Source organism: Enterobacter sp. EGD-HP1 (assembly GCF_000733275.2).
GTDB lineage: Bacteria > Pseudomonadota > Gammaproteobacteria > Enterobacterales > Enterobacteriaceae > Enterobacter.
In genome coordinates, this window is record NZ_AVOP01000001.1 from 366,754 (window position 1) to 387,134 (window position 20,381).

Annotated in this window: 24 protein-coding genes; 12 read left to right on the forward strand and 12 right to left on the reverse strand. The window is 48.4% G+C overall.

Features of this window, described 5'->3' with window-relative positions; genetic code table 11:
* The first annotated feature begins 413 nt into the window (after positions 1 to 413).
* The gene (locus N037_RS01810; RefSeq protein WP_032638548.1) at positions 414 to 1,214 is read left to right on the forward strand and encodes an FRG domain-containing protein; all 801 of its coding nucleotides are present in this window, start codon (positions 414 to 416) and stop codon (positions 1,212 to 1,214) included.
* Between the two features lie 45 nt (positions 1,215 to 1,259).
* Here N037_RS01810 and N037_RS01815 read toward each other — a convergent pair whose 3' ends face one another.
* The 5 genes from N037_RS01815 to N037_RS24540 all read right to left on the reverse strand — a co-directional run bounded on the left by N037_RS01815 (position 1,260) and on the right by N037_RS24540 (position 3,199).
* A complete protein-coding gene (locus N037_RS01815) occupies positions 1,260 to 1,625 on the reverse strand; it encodes an antiterminator Q family protein (RefSeq protein WP_032638550.1) in 366 nt (121 codons plus the stop codon).
* A gap of 72 nt (positions 1,626 to 1,697) precedes the next feature.
* Positions 1,698 to 2,054 (reverse strand): RusA family crossover junction endodeoxyribonuclease, encoded by a 357-nt coding sequence (locus N037_RS01820; RefSeq protein ID WP_032638553.1) that lies wholly within the window; start codon positions 2,052 to 2,054, stop codon positions 1,698 to 1,700.
* Complete coding sequence (locus N037_RS01825; protein ID WP_032638555.1) at positions 2,047 to 2,340, reverse strand: Ref family recombination enhancement nuclease; 294 nt, start codon at positions 2,338 to 2,340, stop codon at positions 2,047 to 2,049. Before N037_RS01825 ends, N037_RS01820 begins: the two co-directional genes overlap by 8 nt.
* A 144-nt stretch (positions 2,341 to 2,484) precedes the next feature.
* Positions 2,485 to 2,703 (reverse strand): hypothetical protein, encoded by a 219-nt coding sequence (locus N037_RS01830; protein WP_032638557.1) that lies wholly within the window; start codon positions 2,701 to 2,703, stop codon positions 2,485 to 2,487.
* Positions 2,704 to 2,875: 172 nt separating this feature from the next.
* A complete protein-coding gene (locus tag N037_RS24540; protein ID WP_032638559.1) occupies positions 2,876 to 3,199 on the reverse strand; it encodes a hypothetical protein in 324 nt (107 codons plus the stop codon).
* Positions 3,200 to 3,562: 363 nt separating this feature from the next.
* Between N037_RS24540 and N037_RS01840 the strand changes: the two genes are divergently transcribed.
* Both N037_RS01840 and N037_RS01845 read left to right on the forward strand, forming a co-directional pair.
* Complete coding sequence (locus N037_RS01840; protein ID WP_069601930.1) at positions 3,563 to 4,231, forward strand: epoxyqueuosine reductase QueH; 669 nt, start codon at positions 3,563 to 3,565, stop codon at positions 4,229 to 4,231.
* 187 nt (positions 4,232 to 4,418) lie between these two features.
* A complete protein-coding gene (locus N037_RS01845) occupies positions 4,419 to 6,140 on the forward strand; it encodes an AIPR family protein (RefSeq protein ID WP_082440879.1) in 1,722 nt (573 codons plus the stop codon).
* A 272-nt stretch (positions 6,141 to 6,412) separates the two neighbouring features.
* Here N037_RS01845 and N037_RS01850 read toward each other — a convergent pair whose 3' ends face one another.
* From N037_RS01850 to N037_RS01870, 5 genes are read right to left on the reverse strand one after another with little or no spacing between them, the layout of a single operon-like run.
* The gene (locus N037_RS01850) at positions 6,413 to 7,072 is read right to left on the reverse strand and encodes a DUF1627 domain-containing protein (RefSeq protein WP_032638566.1); all 660 of its coding nucleotides are present in this window, start codon (positions 7,070 to 7,072) and stop codon (positions 6,413 to 6,415) included.
* Between the two features lie 17 nt (positions 7,073 to 7,089).
* Positions 7,090 to 7,830: an ATP-binding protein gene (locus N037_RS01855; RefSeq protein WP_032638568.1), complete on the reverse strand. Its 741-nt coding sequence runs from the start codon at positions 7,828 to 7,830 to the stop codon at positions 7,090 to 7,092.
* A gap of 2 nt (positions 7,831 to 7,832) precedes the next feature.
* A complete protein-coding gene (locus N037_RS01860) occupies positions 7,833 to 8,750 on the reverse strand; it encodes a helix-turn-helix domain-containing protein (RefSeq protein WP_032638570.1) in 918 nt (305 codons plus the stop codon).
* A gap of 22 nt (positions 8,751 to 8,772) precedes the next feature.
* Positions 8,773 to 9,225, reverse strand: a complete 453-nt coding sequence (locus N037_RS01865; RefSeq protein ID WP_032638573.1) for a toxin YdaT family protein — start codon at positions 9,223 to 9,225, stop codon at positions 8,773 to 8,775.
* A complete protein-coding gene (locus N037_RS01870; protein WP_050511208.1) occupies positions 9,225 to 9,482 on the reverse strand; it encodes a transcriptional regulator in 258 nt (85 codons plus the stop codon). The genes N037_RS01865 and N037_RS01870 overlap by 1 nt, the downstream gene beginning before the upstream one ends.
* 94 nt (positions 9,483 to 9,576) lie before the next feature.
* Here N037_RS01870 and N037_RS01875 point away from each other — a divergent pair, with 94 nt between their 5' ends.
* The 9 genes from N037_RS01875 (at position 9,577) to N037_RS01915 (ending at position 18,421) form a co-directional block, all read left to right on the forward strand.
* Positions 9,577 to 9,972, forward strand: coding sequence for a hypothetical protein (locus tag N037_RS01875; protein ID WP_050511209.1), 396 nt, complete (start codon positions 9,577 to 9,579; stop codon positions 9,970 to 9,972).
* 855 nt (positions 9,973 to 10,827) lie between these two features.
* Positions 10,828 to 11,100, forward strand: coding sequence for a hypothetical protein (locus tag N037_RS01880; protein ID WP_010429810.1), 273 nt, complete (start codon positions 10,828 to 10,830; stop codon positions 11,098 to 11,100).
* Between the two features lie 223 nt (positions 11,101 to 11,323).
* Entirely contained in the window at positions 11,324 to 13,210 is a 1,887-nt protein-coding gene (locus tag N037_RS01885) for a hypothetical protein (protein WP_032638575.1), read from the forward strand.
* Positions 13,131 to 13,436 (forward strand): DUF4060 family protein, encoded by a 306-nt coding sequence (locus N037_RS01890; protein ID WP_275990997.1) that lies wholly within the window; start codon positions 13,131 to 13,133, stop codon positions 13,434 to 13,436. Before N037_RS01885 ends, N037_RS01890 begins: the two co-directional genes overlap by 80 nt.
* A gap of 61 nt (positions 13,437 to 13,497) precedes the next feature.
* Positions 13,498 to 13,713, forward strand: a complete 216-nt coding sequence (xisR, locus tag N037_RS01895) for an excisionase family protein (RefSeq protein WP_032638577.1) — start codon at positions 13,498 to 13,500, stop codon at positions 13,711 to 13,713.
* A complete protein-coding gene (locus N037_RS01900) occupies positions 13,713 to 14,999 on the forward strand; it encodes a site-specific integrase (RefSeq protein WP_032638579.1) in 1,287 nt (428 codons plus the stop codon). The genes xisR and N037_RS01900 overlap by 1 nt, the downstream gene beginning before the upstream one ends.
* 73 nt (positions 15,000 to 15,072) lie before the next feature.
* Complete coding sequence (phoP, locus tag N037_RS01905; RefSeq protein ID WP_028019015.1) at positions 15,073 to 15,744, forward strand: two-component system response regulator PhoP; 672 nt, start codon at positions 15,073 to 15,075, stop codon at positions 15,742 to 15,744.
* Positions 15,745 to 17,208, forward strand: coding sequence for a two-component system sensor histidine kinase PhoQ (gene phoQ, locus N037_RS01910; RefSeq protein ID WP_023335311.1), 1,464 nt, complete (start codon positions 15,745 to 15,747; stop codon positions 17,206 to 17,208).
* 91 nt (positions 17,209 to 17,299) lie between these two features.
* Positions 17,300 to 18,421, forward strand: a complete 1,122-nt coding sequence (locus N037_RS01915) for a ribosomal protein uL16 3-hydroxylase (RefSeq protein WP_032638582.1) — start codon at positions 17,300 to 17,302, stop codon at positions 18,419 to 18,421.
* 85 nt (positions 18,422 to 18,506) lie between these two features.
* Here the strand turns inward: N037_RS01915 and N037_RS24545 are convergent, their stop codons facing one another.
* Together N037_RS24545 and pepT are read right to left on the reverse strand one after the other, a co-directional pair.
* Positions 18,507 to 18,998, reverse strand: a complete 492-nt coding sequence (locus N037_RS24545; RefSeq protein ID WP_032638585.1) for an REP-associated tyrosine transposase — start codon at positions 18,996 to 18,998, stop codon at positions 18,507 to 18,509.
* A 96-nt stretch (positions 18,999 to 19,094) separates the two neighbouring features.
* Positions 19,095 to 20,318 (reverse strand): peptidase T, encoded by a 1,224-nt coding sequence (pepT, locus tag N037_RS01925; RefSeq protein ID WP_032638588.1) that lies wholly within the window; start codon positions 20,316 to 20,318, stop codon positions 19,095 to 19,097.
* Positions 20,319 to 20,381 lie beyond the last annotated feature (63 nt).

The window sequence follows — 20,381 nt, forward strand, 5'->3', positions numbered from 1 at the left end:
TAGGCACATCCCACAACTCAAAGCGTAGCAGCAGTTTACAAAACCATAAAAAAGGCCTGCTTTTTACGGCAGGCTCTCAAGGAATTTGAAATTTGTATTGTTGTTGTCATGGTGCCGGGTGCATCCCAGTGGAAACAGCGCAGTTTTTCGGTCACAGGACCTGATCCTGCGGAAATTGCAGAGTCTGAGCCAGCACTCAGGAATGATCACCCCCACAAAGACAGCCACACCGACCGTTTCCTATGGCTCACCCCTGAAAGGCTCTGTGGTTGAATTGCGCCGAGCGTGGCGCAGAAGGCAAAAAACCCCGCGGAAGCGAGGTTTTGATATGATAAGCGTCGTGTCGTGGTGACCAACCTTATCAGAATACATGTTAAAATGCGGACCGCGTAAATCTTTTTTTAGGTAAATGTATGAACAAACCAATTAATCCTCTTTTTGAGTATACGGTGAAGAGTTGGTCGGAAATTTGGGAACTGGCCACATACTTTGCTGATGATATGGGTTTCATTTTTAGGGGGCAGCGTTGCTCTAGTTGGACGCTAGAAACTTCTCTAGACAGACATCTAAAGAGAATAAAACCAGAAGAAATAAATTTAGATAGTACGTATGATTTTGTATTGCAAAACTTTGCGTTATCCTTACGTGGCCGCTCAGATATAGACAAGGATCATATTAGTAATATCGATGAATTATGGGCTTTAGGGCAGCATTATGGCCTCGCCACACCATTATTGGATTGGACTCGATCTCTGTTTGTGGCATTATATTTTGCTTTCGAGGATTATAACATATCAGATTCGGGTTATCGCAGTGTATGGGCACTTAACCTTTCGGGCACAGTATTAAATGCCATGAATAAATTCAATGAAGGAAAGGAAGAAAACAAACAATTCAGAATTGTCGAACCCATTTCTGATAAAAATCCTAGATTAATTTCCCAAAGTGGGTTATTTACAAAACAACCCATCAATTTTAGCATCCCAGATTGGGTAAAAGACAACTTACCGGATGATGCACCCTATTTAATGAAAATATCTATTAACGAATCAGAAAGAATGAAAATACTATCTTCATTAAAATTAATGAACATTCATCCGGCATCTCTCTTTCCGGAACCAGACGGCGCAGCAAAATATTGCAATCAGCTTCTAGAGTTACTGAGCCACAAAAACAACACATCTCTATTCGAGAAAAAAAAACCAAAAGGATAAGTAACAAAGACTATGTGCCCAGTATCGATTAGGGCACATATGATTTTAATATTCCATTTCAAGTTTAACATCTAACATAGAAAGACATCCATCTATAAAACCCTCAGCCATTTGAATTTCGATGCGAATAAGCTTCTCATCCTTCTTGCGTGCTTTCGCTATTTTTCGCTTAGAAATGCCGTACAAGTAATGAGCTACTAGTAAAGAATACTCATATGGTTTTTTCTTTTTTAGCCGCGCCAGGCAGCCTTCAATGATCAGGGCATCATTATCAGAACATGAGGGTCGAGATTTGCAAGTTTCAGTAATAAGCCCTTTAAAGCCAGCTGCTATGCTTGAGTAATCGACACCAGAGCTATCGCTCGCAGCCCATCCCCCCCAGAGTACAAGTACCATCTTGATATCACGCATTCCCGTCTGCCTCCATGATGTAAATGATATACCTGTCCTTTCGATAAAAATTGTTAAGTGGTAACGATAGTTTCATCTAATATCCTCGATAATTATCATTCCGGTTTCGCCCCACACTTTTGATGTCCGGGCGTCCCAAATGTGGGAGTCATCCTCAAACAAGGCGTCCAAAAGAGATTTTTTTAAGTTGTCCAGATCGGGCTTTTGTTGATGGGGCTGGCCGTCCATAGCATCGCGCTTTTTCTTGCTCCAGCTCGGCGGCATCGGCAAAACGAAGGTTATATGGGCGCCGCTCTCCGGCACCCTGATTCCATGCACGCGGGCTTCATCGCAAAACATGCGATAGCGCAACACTGGCGGGCGCTGTTTCCATTTATCGCGGCGAGTCATGCGGGGTTTTCCGACTGGGGTGATGATGTATTTAGGCATAGAACACTCCCAGCTCTAACTGGACCTGCTCCAGCAACTGCAACTCGGTACCGAAGTTTTTCTCCCATTGCTTACGACCAGCATGAATCGCCACACCATAACCGCCGTTGCGATGGTGCATATGGCACAGGGGAATTGATTTTCGATGGTCAGCGCGCTGGCTTGTGCCCTGCCCGGTTCGGAGATGGTGAATTTCAGCAGGCGTTTCGCCCAACTGCAGATTTCTGCACACGATGCAGCCCAATGCGGCCACACGCGAAAGATGGAGGCTATCTGCTTTCTTCATGCTGGACCACCAGCACAAGCAGAAACACCGTGCACGAACGTACGGTGTGAGTGACTTTGGGTAATGCTCTGCGCCATTTTGATTCCTCAGGTTGGCGCAGTAATCAGAGGGTGTTCAGCCCATTTGATTATTATAAATCAACACTTACGACTTGAGAACCTTAAGGTCCTCTCGCAAGGAGTTTAGGTTTACAACCCGGTCTTCATCACCCAGAACCTGGGATGAAAGCCTATCACCTTCCCGGCGAATCAGTGTGCGCAAGGCATTACTGGTCACCAGGTAATCGGTAATTTCACCATCGTTAAGACATAAAACAAGCAGTCCGTCTTTGGTGAGACCGGCGGCAAATTCATTCAATTTCATGGACACATCCCTAAAATGGCTTTCCCCTTGCGGGGGCGGTCCTTTTCTCCCTGCATGCTGATTTCATTAAGGGTTCCGCTAACCAAACGTCTAATAGGTTAGAAAGAGCAATTTCGTTTAATTGTTCTGTCTAACCGATCGGCATTCAAACACAGGGAACAGACCAGGCTTCCTAAATAACCGGTAAGTTATCAGTCACTGAAACACGGTTCAGAAGGAATGTGACAACCCCGATTACCTTCGCATCGTCCAGTGAATCACCTTCAATGGCCTCTCCCTCCTGTGTGATGAGTGCTTTTCCCTGAACTGTCACAATGTCCATTTTTCCGCAGAAGGAAATCAGTACCGAGTCACCCACGGAAGGTTGTTTGGCAACGTTAACGATCGCATAACCAGCCGACGTTTCTAGTGTGCGGCAATTGGCGTCATAGCCACAGATGCTGGTAATACTGAGTGACTGCTCTGTGTAATCTGCTGCTGGTGATGGAAAACCCATGATTTCTCCCCCTCGCACGATAACTGTACATTTATACAGTACACCGATGCATAAGTTTGATCAACGTCATAACCGCACGAAATGCTAATAGGGAAAACTAACTGTTTAAAAAGAAATCAGACAGGAGGATTTATGTATCATCAGAAATATCATCATCTTAACGCGATACATAGACCTGGGTCAGTAAGACGCTTAGCAGGGCTCTAACCATCGAAGATGCGCAAGAAGTGCCTTTTCTGCACTCCATATCCAACAGCAATAACTAGATAGGTTTCTTCACATACTGAGTGACATGCATTTTTTTCTACCGCCCTTTCAATGCTACTATTGCAGCAGGTATTTTATCTTCAAAAATAAGTGCTAATGATGACCACTAAAACTGAAAGACCCCAACTTGAACTCCCGGGCGGTGCCAACAAGTTATTGCTGCACTCATGTTGTGCTCCCTGCTCAGGTGAGGTTATGGAAGCTATTCAGGCATCAGGTATCGAATACACCGTATTCTTCTACAATCCGAATATTCATCCGCAGAAGGAATATCTCATTCGTAAGGAGGAGAACATTCGTTTTGCTGAGAAACACGGCGTACCCTTTGTTGACGCTGACTACGACACTGATAACTGGTTTGAGCGAGCTAAGGGGATGGAATGGGAGCCAGAGCGCGGTATCCGCTGCACAATGTGCTTCGATATGCGTTTCGAACGGACCGCCCTCTACGCCGCTGAAAATGGGTTTAGTGTTATCAGTAGTTCGCTGGGGATCTCAAGATGGAAGAACATGCAGCAAATCAATGATTGTGGGCAAAGAGCTGCTGCGCACTATCCGGGAATGGTTTACTGGGACTACAACTGGCGCAAACAAGGTGGCTCCGCGCGCATGATTGAGATCAGTAAACGGGAGCAGTTCTACCAGCAAGAATATTGTGGCTGTGTGTACTCTCTTCGTGACACCAACCAGCATCGTAAATCTCAAGGCAGACCACTTATCAAGATTGGAAAGCTCTTCTACGGTAACATGGATGAAGATCCTTAAGGCCAAGCATATCAAGTTAAAAAACATCTACTTTTGTAGATTACATAATAACTAACATGTTAAAGTATGGGTTTAAATCTACCAATTCTAGGATAGACACAACGGTCACATTCTGCCGTATAATTATCTATCACTTGATTATATGATAATTTTTTACACATACCTTCAATGTAAGAGGATTTGAGCCATGGCTGGAGTAAGAGAAATAACCATTTCAGGTATAAAGAAAAGATTACTATCCAGATATGGTGAATTCATAAATATGGATAATGTAGGTGGAAGTGAAGAATCAAAAGAGGTAGTCAAAGTCTCAAGAGCAATAGCCGCATTAGCTATAAATGTATTAAATCCAGAACTAAGTGAGGATGTTTGTTCTGATTCAGTATGCGATGGCAGCGATGATAGATGTATAGATGCTGTTTGTGTCAATCACGATAAAAAACAAGTAACTATAGTCCAGTCGAAATTTGACCAATCTGGAAACGGCTCAATATCCAGACAAGATATGGCGGATTATTTAACATCATGCAGAGATGTACTGATGGAGGAATATAATCTCTTCAACGAAAGATTTAAAAGATTCTCAGAATCACTAGAAATTGCCTATGACAATTCCTACAAATACTTTTTTGTTTTTGCTTATAGTGGAAGAGATGAATTATCAGAGGATGTTCAAAGACAAATTATACAACGAAAGGAAGAGTTTAACTTTGATCTTGATGGTGATTATATTGATATTCAGACCCTACCTTTAAGTAAAATAAAAGACTATTTGAGTAGAAGATCTCTTGGAAATATTGATATATCTGATGTTGAGATTTTTCAATATGGAGTAACAGAAGAACCTTTGAAAGCTGTTCATGGGTTGATTACTGGTGATCAGGTCGCTAGTTGGTGGGCAACCTATGGCGATCTACTTTTAGAAGACAATATTCGAGGAGGATTAGGTGAATTATCCGATGTAAACCAAGGTATAAAGAAAACACTGATAGACAGTCCCGAAATGTTCTACTATTTTAATAATGGAGTAACTATATTAGTTAATTCTATTACTCCAAAAATGAGAAATGGTAAAGCAAGGCGAGAGAGCGGTGGATTTGACTTAGTTAATGTGAATGTAATTAACGGTGCTCAAACTATTAGCACTATTGGCAAAGCCTATTTGGCTAATGAAGTCACCTTAGATCAGTTGGCTGAAGTAAAATTGCCTTGCCGTTTTATCAAAGTTGAAGACTATGGCAATGAAGATGGTAGAGGATTAGATATCGCTCTTTCAATAACCATAGCTAACAACAGCCAGAATAAAGTTACAGCTAGAGATTTCATCTCAAAGGACCCGTTCCAGATAGAGTTGAAGAGGTCTTTCTCTTTTGAAGAGCCATATGTTTATGAAATCAAGAGAAGTGAGCAAGATTCAATTAAATCCCCTAGTGTTAATATCATAACAATAGAAGATGCACTTTCTGCATTGGTTTGCAATTTAAACTCACCTCGATATATGGCGTTATTGAAATCAAATAGAGGACGTTTTTTTGAATCTATAACCAGCCCACTATATAAGGCGGTGTTTAATCCTAGTGTTCATTGTGTAATGTTAATCAATACGGTAAACATTTATCGCTCCGCGAATGAAGTACTTAGCTCCATGGAAAAAAACAGAAAAACAAAGCGCGACGAAAAGATTGTTATTCATGGTAAGTACATTTTCATTTCTTTAGTTATGAATAAATATCGAAAATTAATTGAGAAAAACTCAGTTATTCATAATGATAGCATCCCAGACCTGAAACCATTTATCTTCGAGACCTTCAAGAAAATAAAATCTCATATAGATGATAATTATGCAACAAGCCACATGCCTCGCTTTTTCGAAAATCAAGGTAAAGTGAAAGAGGTTATGTCCCTATAATAAAAAAATTAATATAAAACTATTTACCTTAAGTGTTAAGCCCTCTCCAATAGAGGGCTTATTTTATCTCCATTAATGTAATGGATAATTGATTCGTAGGCACAATCTGGCGAGAATTAGGTAAGTTATTTCATTGGTATTATTTTCTACTATTATAAGTTATATAATAAAATTATCATTTAACATATTTTGATGAACACCAACATTTATTATAAGGTTAAGTTTGTGATTCAAATGCTCTTTCTTACTAAAAATCTTTATTATCTTTTTTATTAATTGGTCAGTAACTCCAGTAGATTTTTATGGCGGCGCAACTGGCGAACGGCATCCTGAAGTCGTTTTAGATTTGTCAGATTTGCCTTTGTACGACGGATTTCTGCTGAGATAAATCGGGGCGACGGGACAATTAGATCATTTGGTCTTGCAGTAAATGCAGGTATGGTTTGGATGATTTCTTCGGTCGTTTTTCCTGGCTTTGCATACCTAGCCGTATCAGTTGCAACAGGTTCGGTTTCAGGAAGAGACCATGTTACACCCTTCCCCTGCCCGTTCTTGACGACAACCCCCTGACGCTCAAATGCCAGCATCACTGAGACCATTCCGCGAGCGTTACGCTGAACTGCGCTAGCCAACGCCGCTGTGGTCATTGCGCTATTTTCTCGGAGCAGTCGGCGGATCATATCAGCAGCAACAGGAGCCGGTTCCTCACCTTTCAGGCGTGGTGCATTATTCACTGGCGCGACAGCTCGCTGCTTTGCCTGTTCTTTTGCGGTACCGACTGACCAGGCTCCATCGAAGAAATCACATAAAACCTGCTCTTTCTGTTCGCGCAGCATGTTCAGCGCTTCCACAGGCTCGATATCCAGGCGCGCTGCAACCTCACGGTAAGTAGCTTTGCCCATTGCTTTCAGTGCGTCTAAAATAGTTTCCATAATTTTATCCTCAAAATTCACTTAACAGGTCTCAGGTGGCTGACGTTTCCGCGATAGCTCTCCCAGTCAAAATTCACCCAAATTCCGTTATCCATGCGCAGGCGATCGATAACTCTCGCGCCAACGGTCTCAACCAGTGCGTCATAATTCAGGTTGGTCAGAACGCCAACCGGGCGCATTGCGGCCAGGCGGCGATCAATAATCTGGTTCAACAAAACTTTCTCGCCGCGGCTTTCGCGCTGAATGCCGACTTCATCGAGCACCAGCAGATCCACTTTGCAGAGGTCATCCAGCAGCGCAGATTCGGACTGCCCTTCGTCGTAGCAAGCCCGGGCGCGCAGAGTAAGATCCGGCACTGTCACAATCAGGACCGTTCGCCCCTGCTTCAGCAGATAATTTCCGATGGCCGCTGAGAGGTGGTTTTTCCCCGTGCCGGGCTTTCCAGTGAAAACGAAACTGGCAAAGCCGGTGCCAAAATTTTGCGCGTAGCTCTTGGCCATACTCAGCGCATGGCGCTGGCCGTCGCCCTCCACCGCGTAATTTGCGAAGCTGCAGCTGCGGTGCAGGTTCTGGATCCCGGATCGCCCGAAAATTTTCTCTGCCCGCGCCTGCTGGTTGATCTTGTCGATCTCTGCTGCGCGCTTTATCCCTTCTTCGCGCTGCCAAACCATCAGCTCAGCTGCGCTGTTGAATTTGGGTTCAATGCCTGCCGGTATCACACGGCGAAGGCGATCGAGAATCGAACCTGCGTTTTGCATGCTTACCCCCTGAATCCTGGCGGTACAGTGTTATCCGGGCGGGAAATTTGATTGATATCCCGACCACCAGCCTTGTTTTGCGCAGCCCCCTGTGACGGAAGGCGAAGAACCAGGTCATCCCATTTTTCACGCAGTTTGGACGGTGACATCACGTTCCGGCACCAGAACGGATCACGCTGTACACGCGAAAACATTTCACAAATTTGCTTATGCGTTCTGCCGTCAATGGCACACATCAGCCGGATTTCGTTTGACCACGCTGCCCAGTTCGGTTCTTTTGGACGTACCAGCTCACCGTCGGTTTCCGCGGCTTTCTCGTAGAGCTTGACGATGCGATTCCACATCCACTTGGCGCAGGTGAGATCTTCTTTGCTGCCCCACTGCCGTTTTCCTGCATGGGCAACCACTGCCTCAGGATGACGATTTAAAAACGCATCTTTGGTCAGCTGTTCGTCCGAGAGCGAAGCGTCCGGACAAGAATTATTTTCTGGTTCTTTGACTGGTTCAGAAGAGTGACTGATTCTGGGTGAATCTCCTTCACTACCCCCTGGTGAATGTGGTGCACCATCTGGTGAATCTCCTTCACTACCCCCTAGTGAATTTGCTTCACTACCCTGGTGAATCTCATTCACTACCTTCGCACTGGGGTTTGCACCGCTCAGGGTTAGTCGGTAGAAATTGCTGCCATTGCCTTTCGGCCCCGATCTGGTCTCTTTTCGCATCAGTCCAGACTCGCAAAGCGCGGCAACATGATTCATGACTGAACGACGGCTGATCTCGCACTGATCAGCTATATGCTGATAACTCGGCCAGCACTCGCCCTGGTCGCTGGCGTTATCAGCCAACTTGAGGAGAACCAGCTTGCGCAGCGGGTTTCCTACTTTGACCTTCATCGCCTGAACCATCAGTTCCATGCTCATAGAACACCTCGATACAACTGAACTAGACTGCGTTCGAACAAGTCGAAACAAGCTTCACTTTGACGCCAACCAACTGCGCCAGCGCGTCGATGGCTTCCAGGGTCTCTCGCCGGATTACCGGTTGCGGCTTGCCGGTGAAGACCGCATTGGTGGCTTCGATACACTCTTTGTTAACCCTGGCCGCCCGGTAGTGCATGCAATCCTTCTGCGCCAGTTCGTTATCAATGGCTGTACGGATGGCATAGCTCAGCGCTTCCGCCTGTTTCAGGTAGTTCGGTGTATCGTTGCGGAACGCACGCTGAATAATCTGCTTGTTGTTGTGCAGCCGTCGCGCGTACTCATCCGGATCCGATACGTCATCAAGTGACTGAAGCAGATCGCCAAAGTGATGCGGGGTTATCAGCTGCGTGACCGTCTTCCAGCCCTTCTCCTGTGCCCAGGACTCCAACTCACAAGCCAGTTTTTTGATTTCCATCAGTCAGTATCCTCCTGAGCCGTTGTGCTATTTTTTGGCTTGTAATCAGGCCAAATTTCAGCCCAATCGCTTGGCCGCATATCAGATCGAGAAACCTTTCCATCGGTGAAGGTTTCGATAACGATGCATCGACTTGGCGAAATAGCAGCCCGCCCCGTTGCAAGTTGGGAGAGATAAGATTTCGATATCCCAAGGTGTTGCTCCAGCGCCTTACGAATCTTTGGCCCACCAGCTTTCAAAAAGTCATTGAGTTGCATAATTGCTCCTGTGTGTTTAGCTGTAAGTTTATAAACCACTAAACATTTATGTCAAGTTTTTGCTTGTTTAGAAATTACTAATCAAAATGGCTGCATGGACACAAAAGAAATCAGGCGTAAGCGCCTAGCGGCATGGTTTTCCAGCAGAACTTTGCCGGAGAAAGAGAAGAGCTACCTTTCACAGCTGATCAACGGCAAATCGTCGTTCGGCGAGAGAGCTGCGCGCCGTATTGAACGAGATTACGGCATGGCTCCTGGTTATCTTGATGAAGAACCTGTCGGTGAAGAGAGAAGATCTCCTCGCCCATTCGACGCGCGCCATGAAGAATTGCTTGACCTTTTCGACAGTCTTGCTGAATGGGAAAAAGAGCAGCACATGGTAAACCTTAGGGCTCAAGTAAACTCTATAGACAATGAGCTCAAGGCAAGACTGAAAGGCAAGTCCAAACAAGAAATCCTTCAGATGCTTAAAGACCTCGAGATAGACTAATTTCCCCTAAGACCGCCTGTTGCGGTCTTTTTTTCCTCCAAATACAATCACATCCAATTTTTCACATCTTTTTGTTTACCGTTAACTTTACATTTTGGTTTATTTATTTATAAACTAAGATTAACGAAACACGCAGTAATCAGTAAACGTTCCGCCTACCCGGCGATAAGGGTGATTAGCCAAGCAAAGCAGCAAACAGGGGTTCGAGATGGAAAAAGCATACGAAGAGTATTTCAACAGTCTGGCGGAGGGTGAAGAAGCACTGAGCTTTTCCGAGTTCGTCCAGGCAGTTTCTTGAATGTGGCGTAAGCCAAAGGCTTGAAGGCGGTTTTCTCAGGTTGCGCGCTAAAGCATAGCGGGGAGAACCTGGGGCGGAGAGCAAACCCCGCGTTGCAGGACTTGAAATACCTTCACAGACCAATAAGCCGACTGGCAGCGAAACTGCCCTTTACATCTGCCCTGGCGAGGTGGCGCCGCCAGACCAGGGCAGATGAATCGTCCACAACATGGAGGCGCATTCCACTCTTTCACTAATGGGGATTGGTTTGTTAGCTGGCGGAGTGTGCTTCCAGTTGTGGGCAATCGAAATTGTGGATGGCTGTTAATAACCTTATAGGGGATTCATTATGACAGACTTTAATCGTCAACCATCACGGCAACAGGCAGTCCGCCTTAACTGGTTTGAAATAAAACTTCGAAAACTTTGTTATTTGCTTGCTCAAAAAGGCAACCCTGAATTCTGAAGGTTAATAGCGTCGATAAAACGCAATAACCTGACTGTCATTTAATTATACACGATTAAAAACCATGCCTTAAACGGCAGGAATTCTCTCAACCTAAAACAAGGTGTCTGAAATGAAATTAGAAGTAACAACCATTGAAATGGGTCTTGCAATAGTAAACAAAGAAATTGCGACATTTAATATTAACGGGATTATTTCTGGCGTGGTTCATCTACCATCCTCTGGCCCTGTAACCGTAGTACTTGATGGTGGCTATGTGCTGGGCGAGTTTCATTGTCCAGTATGCGCTGTTAAGCACATTAGCTTGCTGTCTGTGAACTTCACAGAAGCACAGAACGCCTGCGGCATGTCCTATTACGATTACAAACGCCAACTACTTAACTGATATGGATGACATCATTTGTCATTGCGCCGTTTGCTGCCGCGAATATAAAAAATCGGAAATGCATGAAAGGAAAACAGACATATACCCCTTCAAGCGCACGATTTATTTATGTGAGCAATGCAATGAAAAAAGAGCAAGGCGTAACGCGTTAAAAAAGATTAAGCGTGTTATTCGTAAACCATATCGCTAAACATCACACACCCAAAAATTAATAGAGGTAATTATGTCTGTTGAATTAAAAGTTTTCGGCGGTGCTTATTTTCCAAAAGATAAAGCCTTGAAAAAATACCCGGACTTAAAGCCGCTTGCTACAGCAGTAAATTCGGCCACAAAAGCCATTGCTGAAGCTGTTATTTTCGGCAAGCTGGCGGCTGAACATCCTGAACATATAGATGATTATTTTAAGGTGAAAATTTGGGAGCACCACGAAGACCTTCCATGTCCTGAGCTTGATGTGTTTAGCGCTGATTTCTTTGGTGAGCACGTTGTCTGGAATACCAATCGAGGTGAACCAGCTGCTGCGCCACAACCAGAAATCGATAATAACGAAACCGTGCACACGGCGGGTATGAAGATTGTACGCAACCTTGACCAGGACTCCCGCGCGGCATGCCTCGCCCTCTTCGGCGCAGTGGAGGAGATCACCGATTCGCAATTCGGTCAGGTAGTCGATTTAAATAACGAAGACGATGGCAGCTTCCAACGAGAACTGGCCCAGGCTTTTGTGAAGGAACCTCGCGTGTTTGCCCTGAGCGGTGAGCGGCAGGAAGAACTACTGGCGTGGATTCGCAAAACTATGAAGGTCTCAACTCAGTGGCCTGATATCAAAAAAGGTATCACTAAATGGATCGACACTCCGGCAGCAAAGCGTGAGCCTGTTGCTACCGACATCAAACCGGACACAGAAGCCAGCCTGGGCGGTAATACCCCTACCGATCGCAGTCCTGATCTGGTGCATAATCTCGCAACTCTCCGCCTGGAAACCGCACTGGGCATTCTCTCGGCCGCGATGGATTTTGATATTTATGCCATTCCATCCGAAATTATCCGCCGCGCCAAAGAGATGGAAAGCGAGGGAAGAGATCCGCGCTTTTCTGCCTGGTGGAATAAATTACGCGGCACTCCGGGCATCCTGGACTTCTCCCGCGCCTCCATTATCGCGCTGATTAAAACCGCTCCGGAAGACCTTTACCTCAAGCCGGTCGATCTGCGTGCATATATTAACCGCAATCTGGTTGAATCGAATCATGCGAAACCGGATCAGAAAACAATCGATATCGCATGCGGCAATATCAAGCTGGAGACTGAAAATGATGAAACCAAACCGTCTGTACCGGGCGAAACTCCTCCACCAGCAGTTTGCCCTGGCAAAGCTGCGCAACTCGACAAAGAACTCAGCGAGGCATTCGCTCCGAACACGACTCCTGAAAAGCAAGCCGGCGGTCAGCCGCGTGTTGAGAACCTGGGTGGAGGAGTCTTCTCAGTCGATGCTCTGATAAATACCCCCTCCTCAAATGAAGTCGAAAAACAGGAAGTGCCTCCAGCTCAAGACGTTCGCGAAGCACCAGACGAACGCGAATTTTCGATTTTGCACGCACTAAATGATCTGATTTCTGGCCGCACCAATATCATGGGGAAAGAAGAGGCTGAGGGCGTGGTGGCATGCACAGGTCACCTCGTTTCCGATGTTATCCCGCTACTGATGGAAGATATCACCAACACTGAATATTGCCTGTCTCCTGTGTTTACCAACGAGGAGATCCACGATGTGGCAACAACCATGCTGGATAGCTGGTCCGACGATATTAGCGTTCGTCAGAAAATAGCTCTTGATGCGATCGTGGAATACCGCCGCCCCGAACCACCAAAATCGGTATTGCTCGATACACCAGCTGTAACAGCAAAACCTCAAAAGGCAGCTGATCCTGACCGTGAGGAACCAGATCTATCGGCGGCATCCTCATACCTGCAACAGCTAACGATCGCCGCACTGCAGGGCTTATGTTCCAACCCGGCTTATTGCAATCAGTATGAGGAATTACCGGCTATGGCCGCCGGACTTGCCCGTAGCGTTATCAACCATCAGGAAGGCTCCTGTGCGTCTGATTAACCGTAGCAAGGGAGACAGTATCGGCGGTCCAGCATGCGCCGCCGCGCTCAAATGCCATTTTGAGAAATATGGCGCGCATGGTCGCAGCGACAAGCAGACTTTTTACACCATCAAGTTCCAAGGGAGAAAAATTACGGTTGAGGTTGTTAACCGCCCCCGTAGTTACGTGGCCACGGCAATGACAGGTGCCAGGCATCTCCGGTGCCTCCCTGGCCTTGGTCGGTGATTTTTGACAATCAATATACTATCTGCCGCTGCGATATCGTGGCGGCGTCATGGAGTTAAGCATGGCGCAAATCATTTTTGATGAAGAGTGGATGGTGGCGGGAAAGCTAACTGAAAAAACGGGGCTGGATGACAGGCAAATAAAAGCTTATCGCCTCGGATGCTGGATTGAAGGGGTTCATTTTAAGCGAGTACCCGCGGTAGCCGGCGGAGAAAGCAAACGCGCTTTGGTCTGGTACAACTTCCCGCTGATTAATAGATTTATTCAGGAAGCATGATGAACTTTCCAACCGGCGTTGAACTTCATAACGGAAAAATAAGGATCACGTTTACCTATCGCGGCATTCGCTGCCGCGAAGTTCTCCGTGGCTGGGTGGTTAACAGCAGCAACATCAAGAAGGCTGGAAACCTTCGCGCCGTCATCGTGAGTGAGATACAGTTCGGCCAGTTCGACTACGCGGCGCGCTTCCCTGAATCGAAGGCTCTTAAAAAATTCTCATCAACTAAGCGGATCACGACGTTTAAAGAGCTGAGCGATTTTTTCATTGATACAAAAGCGCTGGAGGTGTCAGGGGCAACACTGCACTCTCTCACATCTACAGTTAATACCCTGAAGCGTGTTGTGGGAGAAAATACTCCCCTTGCTGATATTCAGCACGCCGACATCCTGAATTACCGTAAAGAGCTGCTGACCGGCAGCGTATTAAACCCATCAATGCCTAATCTGGTTAAAAAGGGACGCGCGCCCTCAACAGTCAATAAACAGATGGCGGTTTTATCAGAAATGCTGAAGCTTGCGAATCGAAGTCAGTTTATATTACACGCTCCTTATGAGGGCGTGTCCAGGCTCAAGCTATCTAAGGCAGACCCCGATCCGCTTCTACTTCATGAGTACCAGGCACTGATTGCCGCCCTTCCCCGAAAACTGGCTTTGATCATCATTGTAGCCGTCCATACGGGAATGAGGCCCGGCGAGATTTGTGCTCTGGCGTGGGAGGATATCGATCTGAGGAAAGGTGAGATTCACGTATCAAGAAGCCTGACGAACAAGCGGGTGTTTGTGCCGCCAAAAACAGATGCAGGCATCAGAACGATTACACTGCTTAAGCCTGCTCATGATGCGCTGCTCGAGCAGTTCGAAATCACCGGCAATAACCCAAGACAGCAGATCGTTTTCCATCACCGTGAAATTGGCAAAACCGAGCCGCAAAATCTGCGTTTTGTATTTACTCCTGAAAAGAAATCGTCAGTGAATGAGAGCTTTTTTTCCAAAAATTCGATTTCGTATGGATGGAAACGGGGAACTAAACTTTCTGGAATACGTGAGAGAAACCCTTATCAGTCCCGCCATACATACGCCTGCTGGACGCTTATGGCCGGTGCTAACCCTTCCTTTATCGCCAGCCAGATGGGCCATGAGGACGCGCGTATGGTTTATGAGGTTTACTCGAAGTGGATCGGCGATATGAACCAGGATCAGGTCAACATGCTGAACAATCAGATGCCGACAGCTATGCCCCCAGGACGCCCCCAAGGTATTGGGAACATTAAAAAAGTCATTTAATTTCATGACGCTGGTTTCAAACTACATAATCAGCGTTAAACTATTCATACCAATTATTTAGGGAGAAGAGATGATGCGCGTACTGGTTGTTGAGGATAACGCATTGCTACGTCATCACCTGAAGGTTCAGCTTCAGGAGATGGGACATCAGGTGGACGATGCTGAAGATGCAAAAGAAGCCGATTATTATCTCAATGAACACCTGCCGGATATCGCCATTGTCGATTTAGGGTTGCCTGACGAAGACGGTCTGTCATTAATTCGCCGCTGGCGCAGCCACGATGTCTCCCTGCCGGTTCTGGTTCTGACCGCCCGTGAAGGCTGGCAGGATAAGGTTGAAGTGCTCAGCGCGGGTGCGGATGATTACGTCACCAAGCCGTTTCATATTGAAGAGGTAGCGGCGCGCATGCAGGCGCTGTTACGCCGCAACAGCGGTCTGGCTTCACAGGTTATTTCCATCCCGCCTTTCCAGGTCGATCTCTCCCGCCGGGAATTAGCGATCAATGATGAAGTGATCAAGCTCACCGCCTTCGAATACACCATCATGGAAACGCTGATCCGCAACAATGGCAAAGTGGTGAGCAAAGATTCCTTAATGCTCCAGCTCTATCCTGATGCTGAACTGCGCGAGAGCCATACCATTGACGTACTGATGGGACGTTTGCGTAAGAAAATTCAGGCGCAGTATCCACAGGATGTGATTACCACCGTCCGCGGTCAGGGCTACCTGTTCGAATTACGCTAAATGAGACGGATTTTACGCCACATTCTGCCCCTCTCGCTGCGGGTTCGTTTCCTGCTGGCAACAGCCGCCGTCGTGCTGGTGCTGTCGCTCTCCTACGGCATGGTCGCCCTGGTGGGCTACAGCGTCAGCTTTGATAAAACCACCTTTCGCCTGTTGCGTGGCGAAAGCAATCTGTTTTATACCCTGGCGAAGTGGGAAAACAATAAAATCACCGTCGAAATGCCGGAAAACCTGAATCAGCAGAGCCCTACTCTAGCCCTGATTTATAACGAAAAGGGAAAGTTACTGTGGGCGCAGCGCGACATCCCCTGGCTGGTCAAAAGCATTCGTCCGGAGTGGCTTAAAACTAACGGGTTTCATGAGATTGAAGCCGATCTCAATACCACCAGCACGCTGATCCGCGAAGATCGCTCTATGCAGCAGAAGCTCAATGAAATTCGCGCTGATGATGCCGAGACGGAGATGACGCACTCCGTGGCGATCAATATTTACCCTGCGACAATGAACATGCCGCAGCTGACCATTGTGGTGATCGACACCATTCCGGTTGAGCTAAAACGCTCTTATAAGGTCTGGAGCTGGTTCGTGTATGTTCTTGCCGCCAATCTGCTGCTGGTGATCCCGCTGCTTTGGGTAGCGGCCTGGTGGAGCCTGCGGCCAATTGAATCTCTGGCCCGCGAGGTACGCGAGCTGGAAGAACATCATCGTGAGAAGCTGAACCCGGAAACGACCCGGGAGCTCACCAGCCTGGTGCGCAACCTCAACCGCCTGCTGAAAAGCGAACGCGAACGCTACGATAAATACCGCACCACCCTTACCGACCTGACCCACAGCCTGAAAACCCCGCTGGCCGTGATGCAAAGCACCCTGCGTTCAATGCGCAGTTCGAAGCTGAGCGTCGATGATGCCGAGCCGGTGATGCTGGAACAGATCAGCCGTATTTCACAGCAAATTGGCTATTACCTGCACCGCGCCAGCATGCGTTCCGGCAGCGCGCTTCTCAGCCGCGAGCTGCACCCGGTAGCCCCGCTTCTGGATAATCTCACGTCCGCCCTCAACAAGGTGTATCAGCGTAAAGGGGTGAACATCAGCCTCGATATCTCGCCAGAGATAAGCTTTGTGGGTGAAAAAAATGACTTCATGGAAGTGATGGGTAACCTGCTGGATAACGCCTGCAAATACTGCCTGGAGTTCGTGGAAGTCTCTGCGCGTCAGACGGAAAATGAGCTGCACATTATCGTTGAGGATGATGGCCCGGGGATCCCGCGCAATAAGCGTGACGTAGTGTTCGATCGCGGCCAGCGCGCCGATACGCTACGTCCAGGCCAGGGCGTTGGATTAGCCGTCGCCCGGGAGATTGTCGACCAGTACGACGGGAAAATCGAAACCAGTGAAAGCCTGCTGGGCGGCGCCAGAATGGAAGTCATTTTTGGTCGCCAGCAGCCCACATTGAACGATAGTTAACCCGTTATGTGAAAAATGCGAGGATCTCGCAGCCGGGGGGCTGAGCTTCCGTTATAATCCGAGTCAGTAAGAGCCTGCGGAATAAAAAAATATGGATTATCACTTAACGCTTAACTGGCCCGAGTTTATTGAACGTTACTGGCAAAAACGCCCGGTGGTTCTGAAACGCGGATTCAGCAATTTTGTCGACCCCATCTCGCCTGACGAACTGGCCGGTCTGGCCATGGAAAACGAAGTCGACAGTCGTCTGGTCAGCCACCAGGACGGAAAATGGCAGGTTAGCCACGGACCTTTCGAAAGCTACGATCACCTCGGTGAAAACAACTGGTCGCTGCTGGTGCAGGCGGTCAACCACTGGCACGAGCCAACTGCCGCCTTAATGCGCCCGTTCCGCGCCCTGCCCGACTGGCGGATGGACGATCTGATGATCTCCTTCTCGGTACCCGGCGGCGGCGTGGGTCCACACCTTGATCAGTACGACGTGTTCATCATTCAGGGTACGGGCCGCCGCCGCTGGCGCGTGGGCGAAAAAGTGCCAATGAAGCAGCACTGCCCGCATCCGGATCTGCTTCAGGTGGATCCGTTTGAAGGGATTATCGACGAAGAGCTGGAGCCGGGTGACATTCTCTACATTCCACCGGGATTCCCTCACGAAGGCTACTCCCTGGAAAATTCACTCAACTACTCCGTGGGATTCCGCGCGCCAAGCGGTCGCGAGATGATCAGCGGATTTGCCGACTACGTGTTGCAACGCGAGCTGGGCAGCTATCGTTACAGCGATCCTGATGTGCCTGCGCGCGAGCATCCGGCGGATATTCTGCCAGAAGAACTCGATAAGCTGCGCGGCATGATGCTGGATCTGATTAACGAGCCGGAGCACTTCAAACAGTGGTTTGGTGAGTTTATCAGCCAGTCTCGTCATGAGCTGGACGTTGCGCCGCCGGAGCCGCCGTATCAGGCTGACGAGATTTATGATGCGCTTCAGCAGGGCGACAAGCTGGCGCGTCTGGGCGGGTTGCGCGTGCTGCGCATTGGTGAAGAGGTGTTCGTCAACGGCGAGAAGCTGGATTCCCCACACCGTCCGGCGCTGGAAGCCATTGCCAGCCATCTGGTGTTGACTGCCGACACCTTTGGCGATGCGCTGGAAGACCCGTCCTTCCTCGCGATGCTGGCCGCGTTGGTCAACAGCGGGTACTGGTTTTTTGAGGACTGAGTCGCTTTAATGCCCGGTGGCGCTTCGCTTACCGGGCCTACGATCCGAATGTAGGCCGGGTAAGGCGTAGCCGCCACCCGGCTTTTTACTTCCGCTCCCCCGCTGCAAAATCCTCGATCTCTCCCGCCCAATCCTCCGGATACAACCCTTCCCGTACATCGCGATGAAACGTTGAATACGGCCAGTCGCTGACTTTGCTGACATAGCCATGCTTCAGCGGATTGATATAGACATAATCCATATGCCGCCGGTAGTCCTCTTCGTTACGGACGGTGTGCTCCCAGAAGCGTGGCTGCCAGATATGGCGCATTTCAATGTTGCGGCTAAATGTCTTTTTGATGTCGCGCCAGCGTGCCGAAAAATCACTGTCTCCTTCCGGTAGGGTCCAGATACAGTGCATATGTTCAGGCAAAATAACCCATGCGTTGATGGTGAAGGGCTTCGCACGCTTAACCGTTGCGGTGGCAGCACGCAGGCTGTCGATATGACGGGTAAGCAAATCGCTCTGGCGGTTTTGCAGGTTGACGGTGAAGAACCAGGTTCCACCGGGGACGTAGTGGCGACGATAGTTTGACATGGGCATTCCTTGCCTTGATGCCGGGTGGCGGCTGCGCCTTACCCGGCCTACATTCGGATCGTAGGCCCGGTAAGCGCAGCGCCACCGGGCATTTTCTTAGCGTTTAGCGGTCAACTCCGCTATCCGCACAATCACCTTCACCGCTTTTTCCATTCCTTCCAGCGTCACAAACTCGTGCTTACCATGGTAGTTGTAGCCACCGGTAAACAGGTTCGGGCACGGCAGCCCCATAAACGACAGCTGAGAACCATCGGTGCCGCCGCGAATCGGCTTCAGCTGCGGTTCAATATCGCAGTCGCGCATCGCCTGCTGGGCGATATCGAGAATATGCGGATGCGCCATCACCTTCTCGCGCATATTGTAATAACTGTCTTCAATGATCAGCTCAATATAGCAATCAGGGTGTAATCCTTTACCGACCTTCTTGGCGATCTCCATCATCTTACGCTTGCGGGACTCAAAGGCTTTGCGGTCGAAATCGCGGATGATGTAGTGCATCTGCGCGCTGTCCACGGTGCCTTTGATGCTGGTCAGATGATAGAAACCTTCATACCCTTCGGTCTGTTCCGGGCTCTCTTCCGCCGGAACTTCCGCATGAATGCGTGACGCCAGCGACAGCGCGTTCACCATCACGCCTTTCGCCGAACCGGGGTGAACGTTGTTGCCGACAATTTTGATCGTAACAGACGCGGCGTTGAAGTTTTCATACTCCAGTTCACCGACGCCGCCGCCGTCAACGGTATAGGCCCACTGCGCGTTAAAGGCCTCCACGTCGAAGTGCTTCGCCCCCTTGCCGACCTCTTCGTCAGGCGTAAAGGCCACGCGGATATCCCCGTGCGGGATATTTTTCTCTTTCAGCACCGCCAGCGCGGTCATGATCTCCGCGATACCCGCCTTGTCATCCGCCCCCAGCAGCGTTTTGCCGTCGGTGGTGATCAGCGTCTGGCCCAGCAGCTGGTGCAGAACCGGGAACATCACCGGAGAGAGCACTTCGTCGCCAATACCCAGCGCAATATCGCCGCCGCGGTAGTTTTCCACAATCTGCGGGTTCACATGTTTACCGCTAAAATCCGGAGAGGTGTCGACATGGGAGATAAAGCCAATCGCCGGAATATCGCCCTGGACATTCGCCGGCAGCGTTGCCATCACAGTGCCTTTTTCGCTTAACGTGACGTTGACCAGCCCCATGGCGTCAAGCTGCTCTTTAAGCAGGTTTAATAACTTCCACTGGCCTTCGGTGCTCGGCACCTGGCGAACACCCGGCTTAGATTGGGTATCCAGCGAAACGTACTGTAAAAAACGCTCAAGTAATTTATCCATGCAGTCACCCTCACTTTTTGTGACAACATTATCAATAAGCATCAAAACGCAAATATTGCGTCA

Excerpts from the sequence above, each read along its gene's own strand:
- N037_RS01870 (WP_050511208.1), bottom strand. The coding sequence starts at position 9,482 with ATGCAACTCAATGACTTTTTGAAAGCTGGTGGGCCAAAGATTCGTAAG.
- N037_RS01815 (WP_032638550.1), bottom strand. The coding sequence starts at position 1,625 with ATGCGTGATATCAAGATGGTACTTGTACTCTGGGGGGGATGGGCTGCG.
- N037_RS01825 (WP_032638555.1), bottom strand. The coding sequence starts at position 2,340 with ATGAAGAAAGCAGATAGCCTCCATCTTTCGCGTGTGGCCGCATTGGGC.
- N037_RS01880 (WP_010429810.1), top strand. The coding sequence starts at position 10,828 with ATGAAATTAGAAGTAACAACCATTGAAATGGGTCTTGCAATAGTAAAC.
- N037_RS01820 (WP_032638553.1), bottom strand. The coding sequence starts at position 2,054 with ATGCCTAAATACATCATCACCCCAGTCGGAAAACCCCGCATGACTCGC.
- phoQ (WP_023335311.1), top strand. The coding sequence starts at position 15,745 with ATGAGACGGATTTTACGCCACATTCTGCCCCTCTCGCTGCGGGTTCGT.
- N037_RS24545 (WP_032638585.1), bottom strand. The coding sequence starts at position 18,998 with ATGTCAAACTATCGTCGCCACTACGTCCCCGGTGGAACCTGGTTCTTC.
- N037_RS01915 (WP_032638582.1), top strand. The coding sequence starts at position 17,300 with ATGGATTATCACTTAACGCTTAACTGGCCCGAGTTTATTGAACGTTAC.
- N037_RS01890 (WP_275990997.1), top strand. The coding sequence starts at position 13,131 with ATGAGGAATTACCGGCTATGGCCGCCGGACTTGCCCGTAGCGTTATCA.
- N037_RS01900 (WP_032638579.1), top strand. The coding sequence starts at position 13,713 with ATGAACTTTCCAACCGGCGTTGAACTTCATAACGGAAAAATAAGGATC.
- xisR (WP_032638577.1), top strand. The coding sequence starts at position 13,498 with ATGGCGCAAATCATTTTTGATGAAGAGTGGATGGTGGCGGGAAAGCTA.
- N037_RS01850 (WP_032638566.1), bottom strand. The coding sequence starts at position 7,072 with ATGGAAACTATTTTAGACGCACTGAAAGCAATGGGCAAAGCTACTTAC.
- pepT (WP_032638588.1), bottom strand. The coding sequence starts at position 20,318 with ATGGATAAATTACTTGAGCGTTTTTTACAGTACGTTTCGCTGGATACC.
- phoP (WP_028019015.1), top strand. The coding sequence starts at position 15,073 with ATGCGCGTACTGGTTGTTGAGGATAACGCATTGCTACGTCATCACCTG.
- N037_RS01840 (WP_069601930.1), top strand. The coding sequence starts at position 3,563 with ATGATGACCACTAAAACTGAAAGACCCCAACTTGAACTCCCGGGCGGT.
- N037_RS01830 (WP_032638557.1), bottom strand. The coding sequence starts at position 2,703 with ATGAAATTGAATGAATTTGCCGCCGGTCTCACCAAAGACGGACTGCTT.
- N037_RS01865 (WP_032638573.1), bottom strand. The coding sequence starts at position 9,225 with ATGGAAATCAAAAAACTGGCTTGTGAGTTGGAGTCCTGGGCACAGGAG.
- N037_RS01845 (WP_082440879.1), top strand. The coding sequence starts at position 4,419 with ATGGCTGGAGTAAGAGAAATAACCATTTCAGGTATAAAGAAAAGATTA.
- N037_RS24540 (WP_032638559.1), bottom strand. The coding sequence starts at position 3,199 with ATGGGTTTTCCATCACCAGCAGCAGATTACACAGAGCAGTCACTCAGT.
- N037_RS01885 (WP_032638575.1), top strand. The coding sequence starts at position 11,324 with ATGTCTGTTGAATTAAAAGTTTTCGGCGGTGCTTATTTTCCAAAAGAT.
- N037_RS01855 (WP_032638568.1), bottom strand. The coding sequence starts at position 7,830 with ATGCAAAACGCAGGTTCGATTCTCGATCGCCTTCGCCGTGTGATACCG.
- N037_RS01860 (WP_032638570.1), bottom strand. The coding sequence starts at position 8,750 with ATGAGCATGGAACTGATGGTTCAGGCGATGAAGGTCAAAGTAGGAAAC.
- N037_RS01875 (WP_050511209.1), top strand. The coding sequence starts at position 9,577 with ATGGACACAAAAGAAATCAGGCGTAAGCGCCTAGCGGCATGGTTTTCC.
- N037_RS01810 (WP_032638548.1), top strand. The coding sequence starts at position 414 with ATGAACAAACCAATTAATCCTCTTTTTGAGTATACGGTGAAGAGTTGG.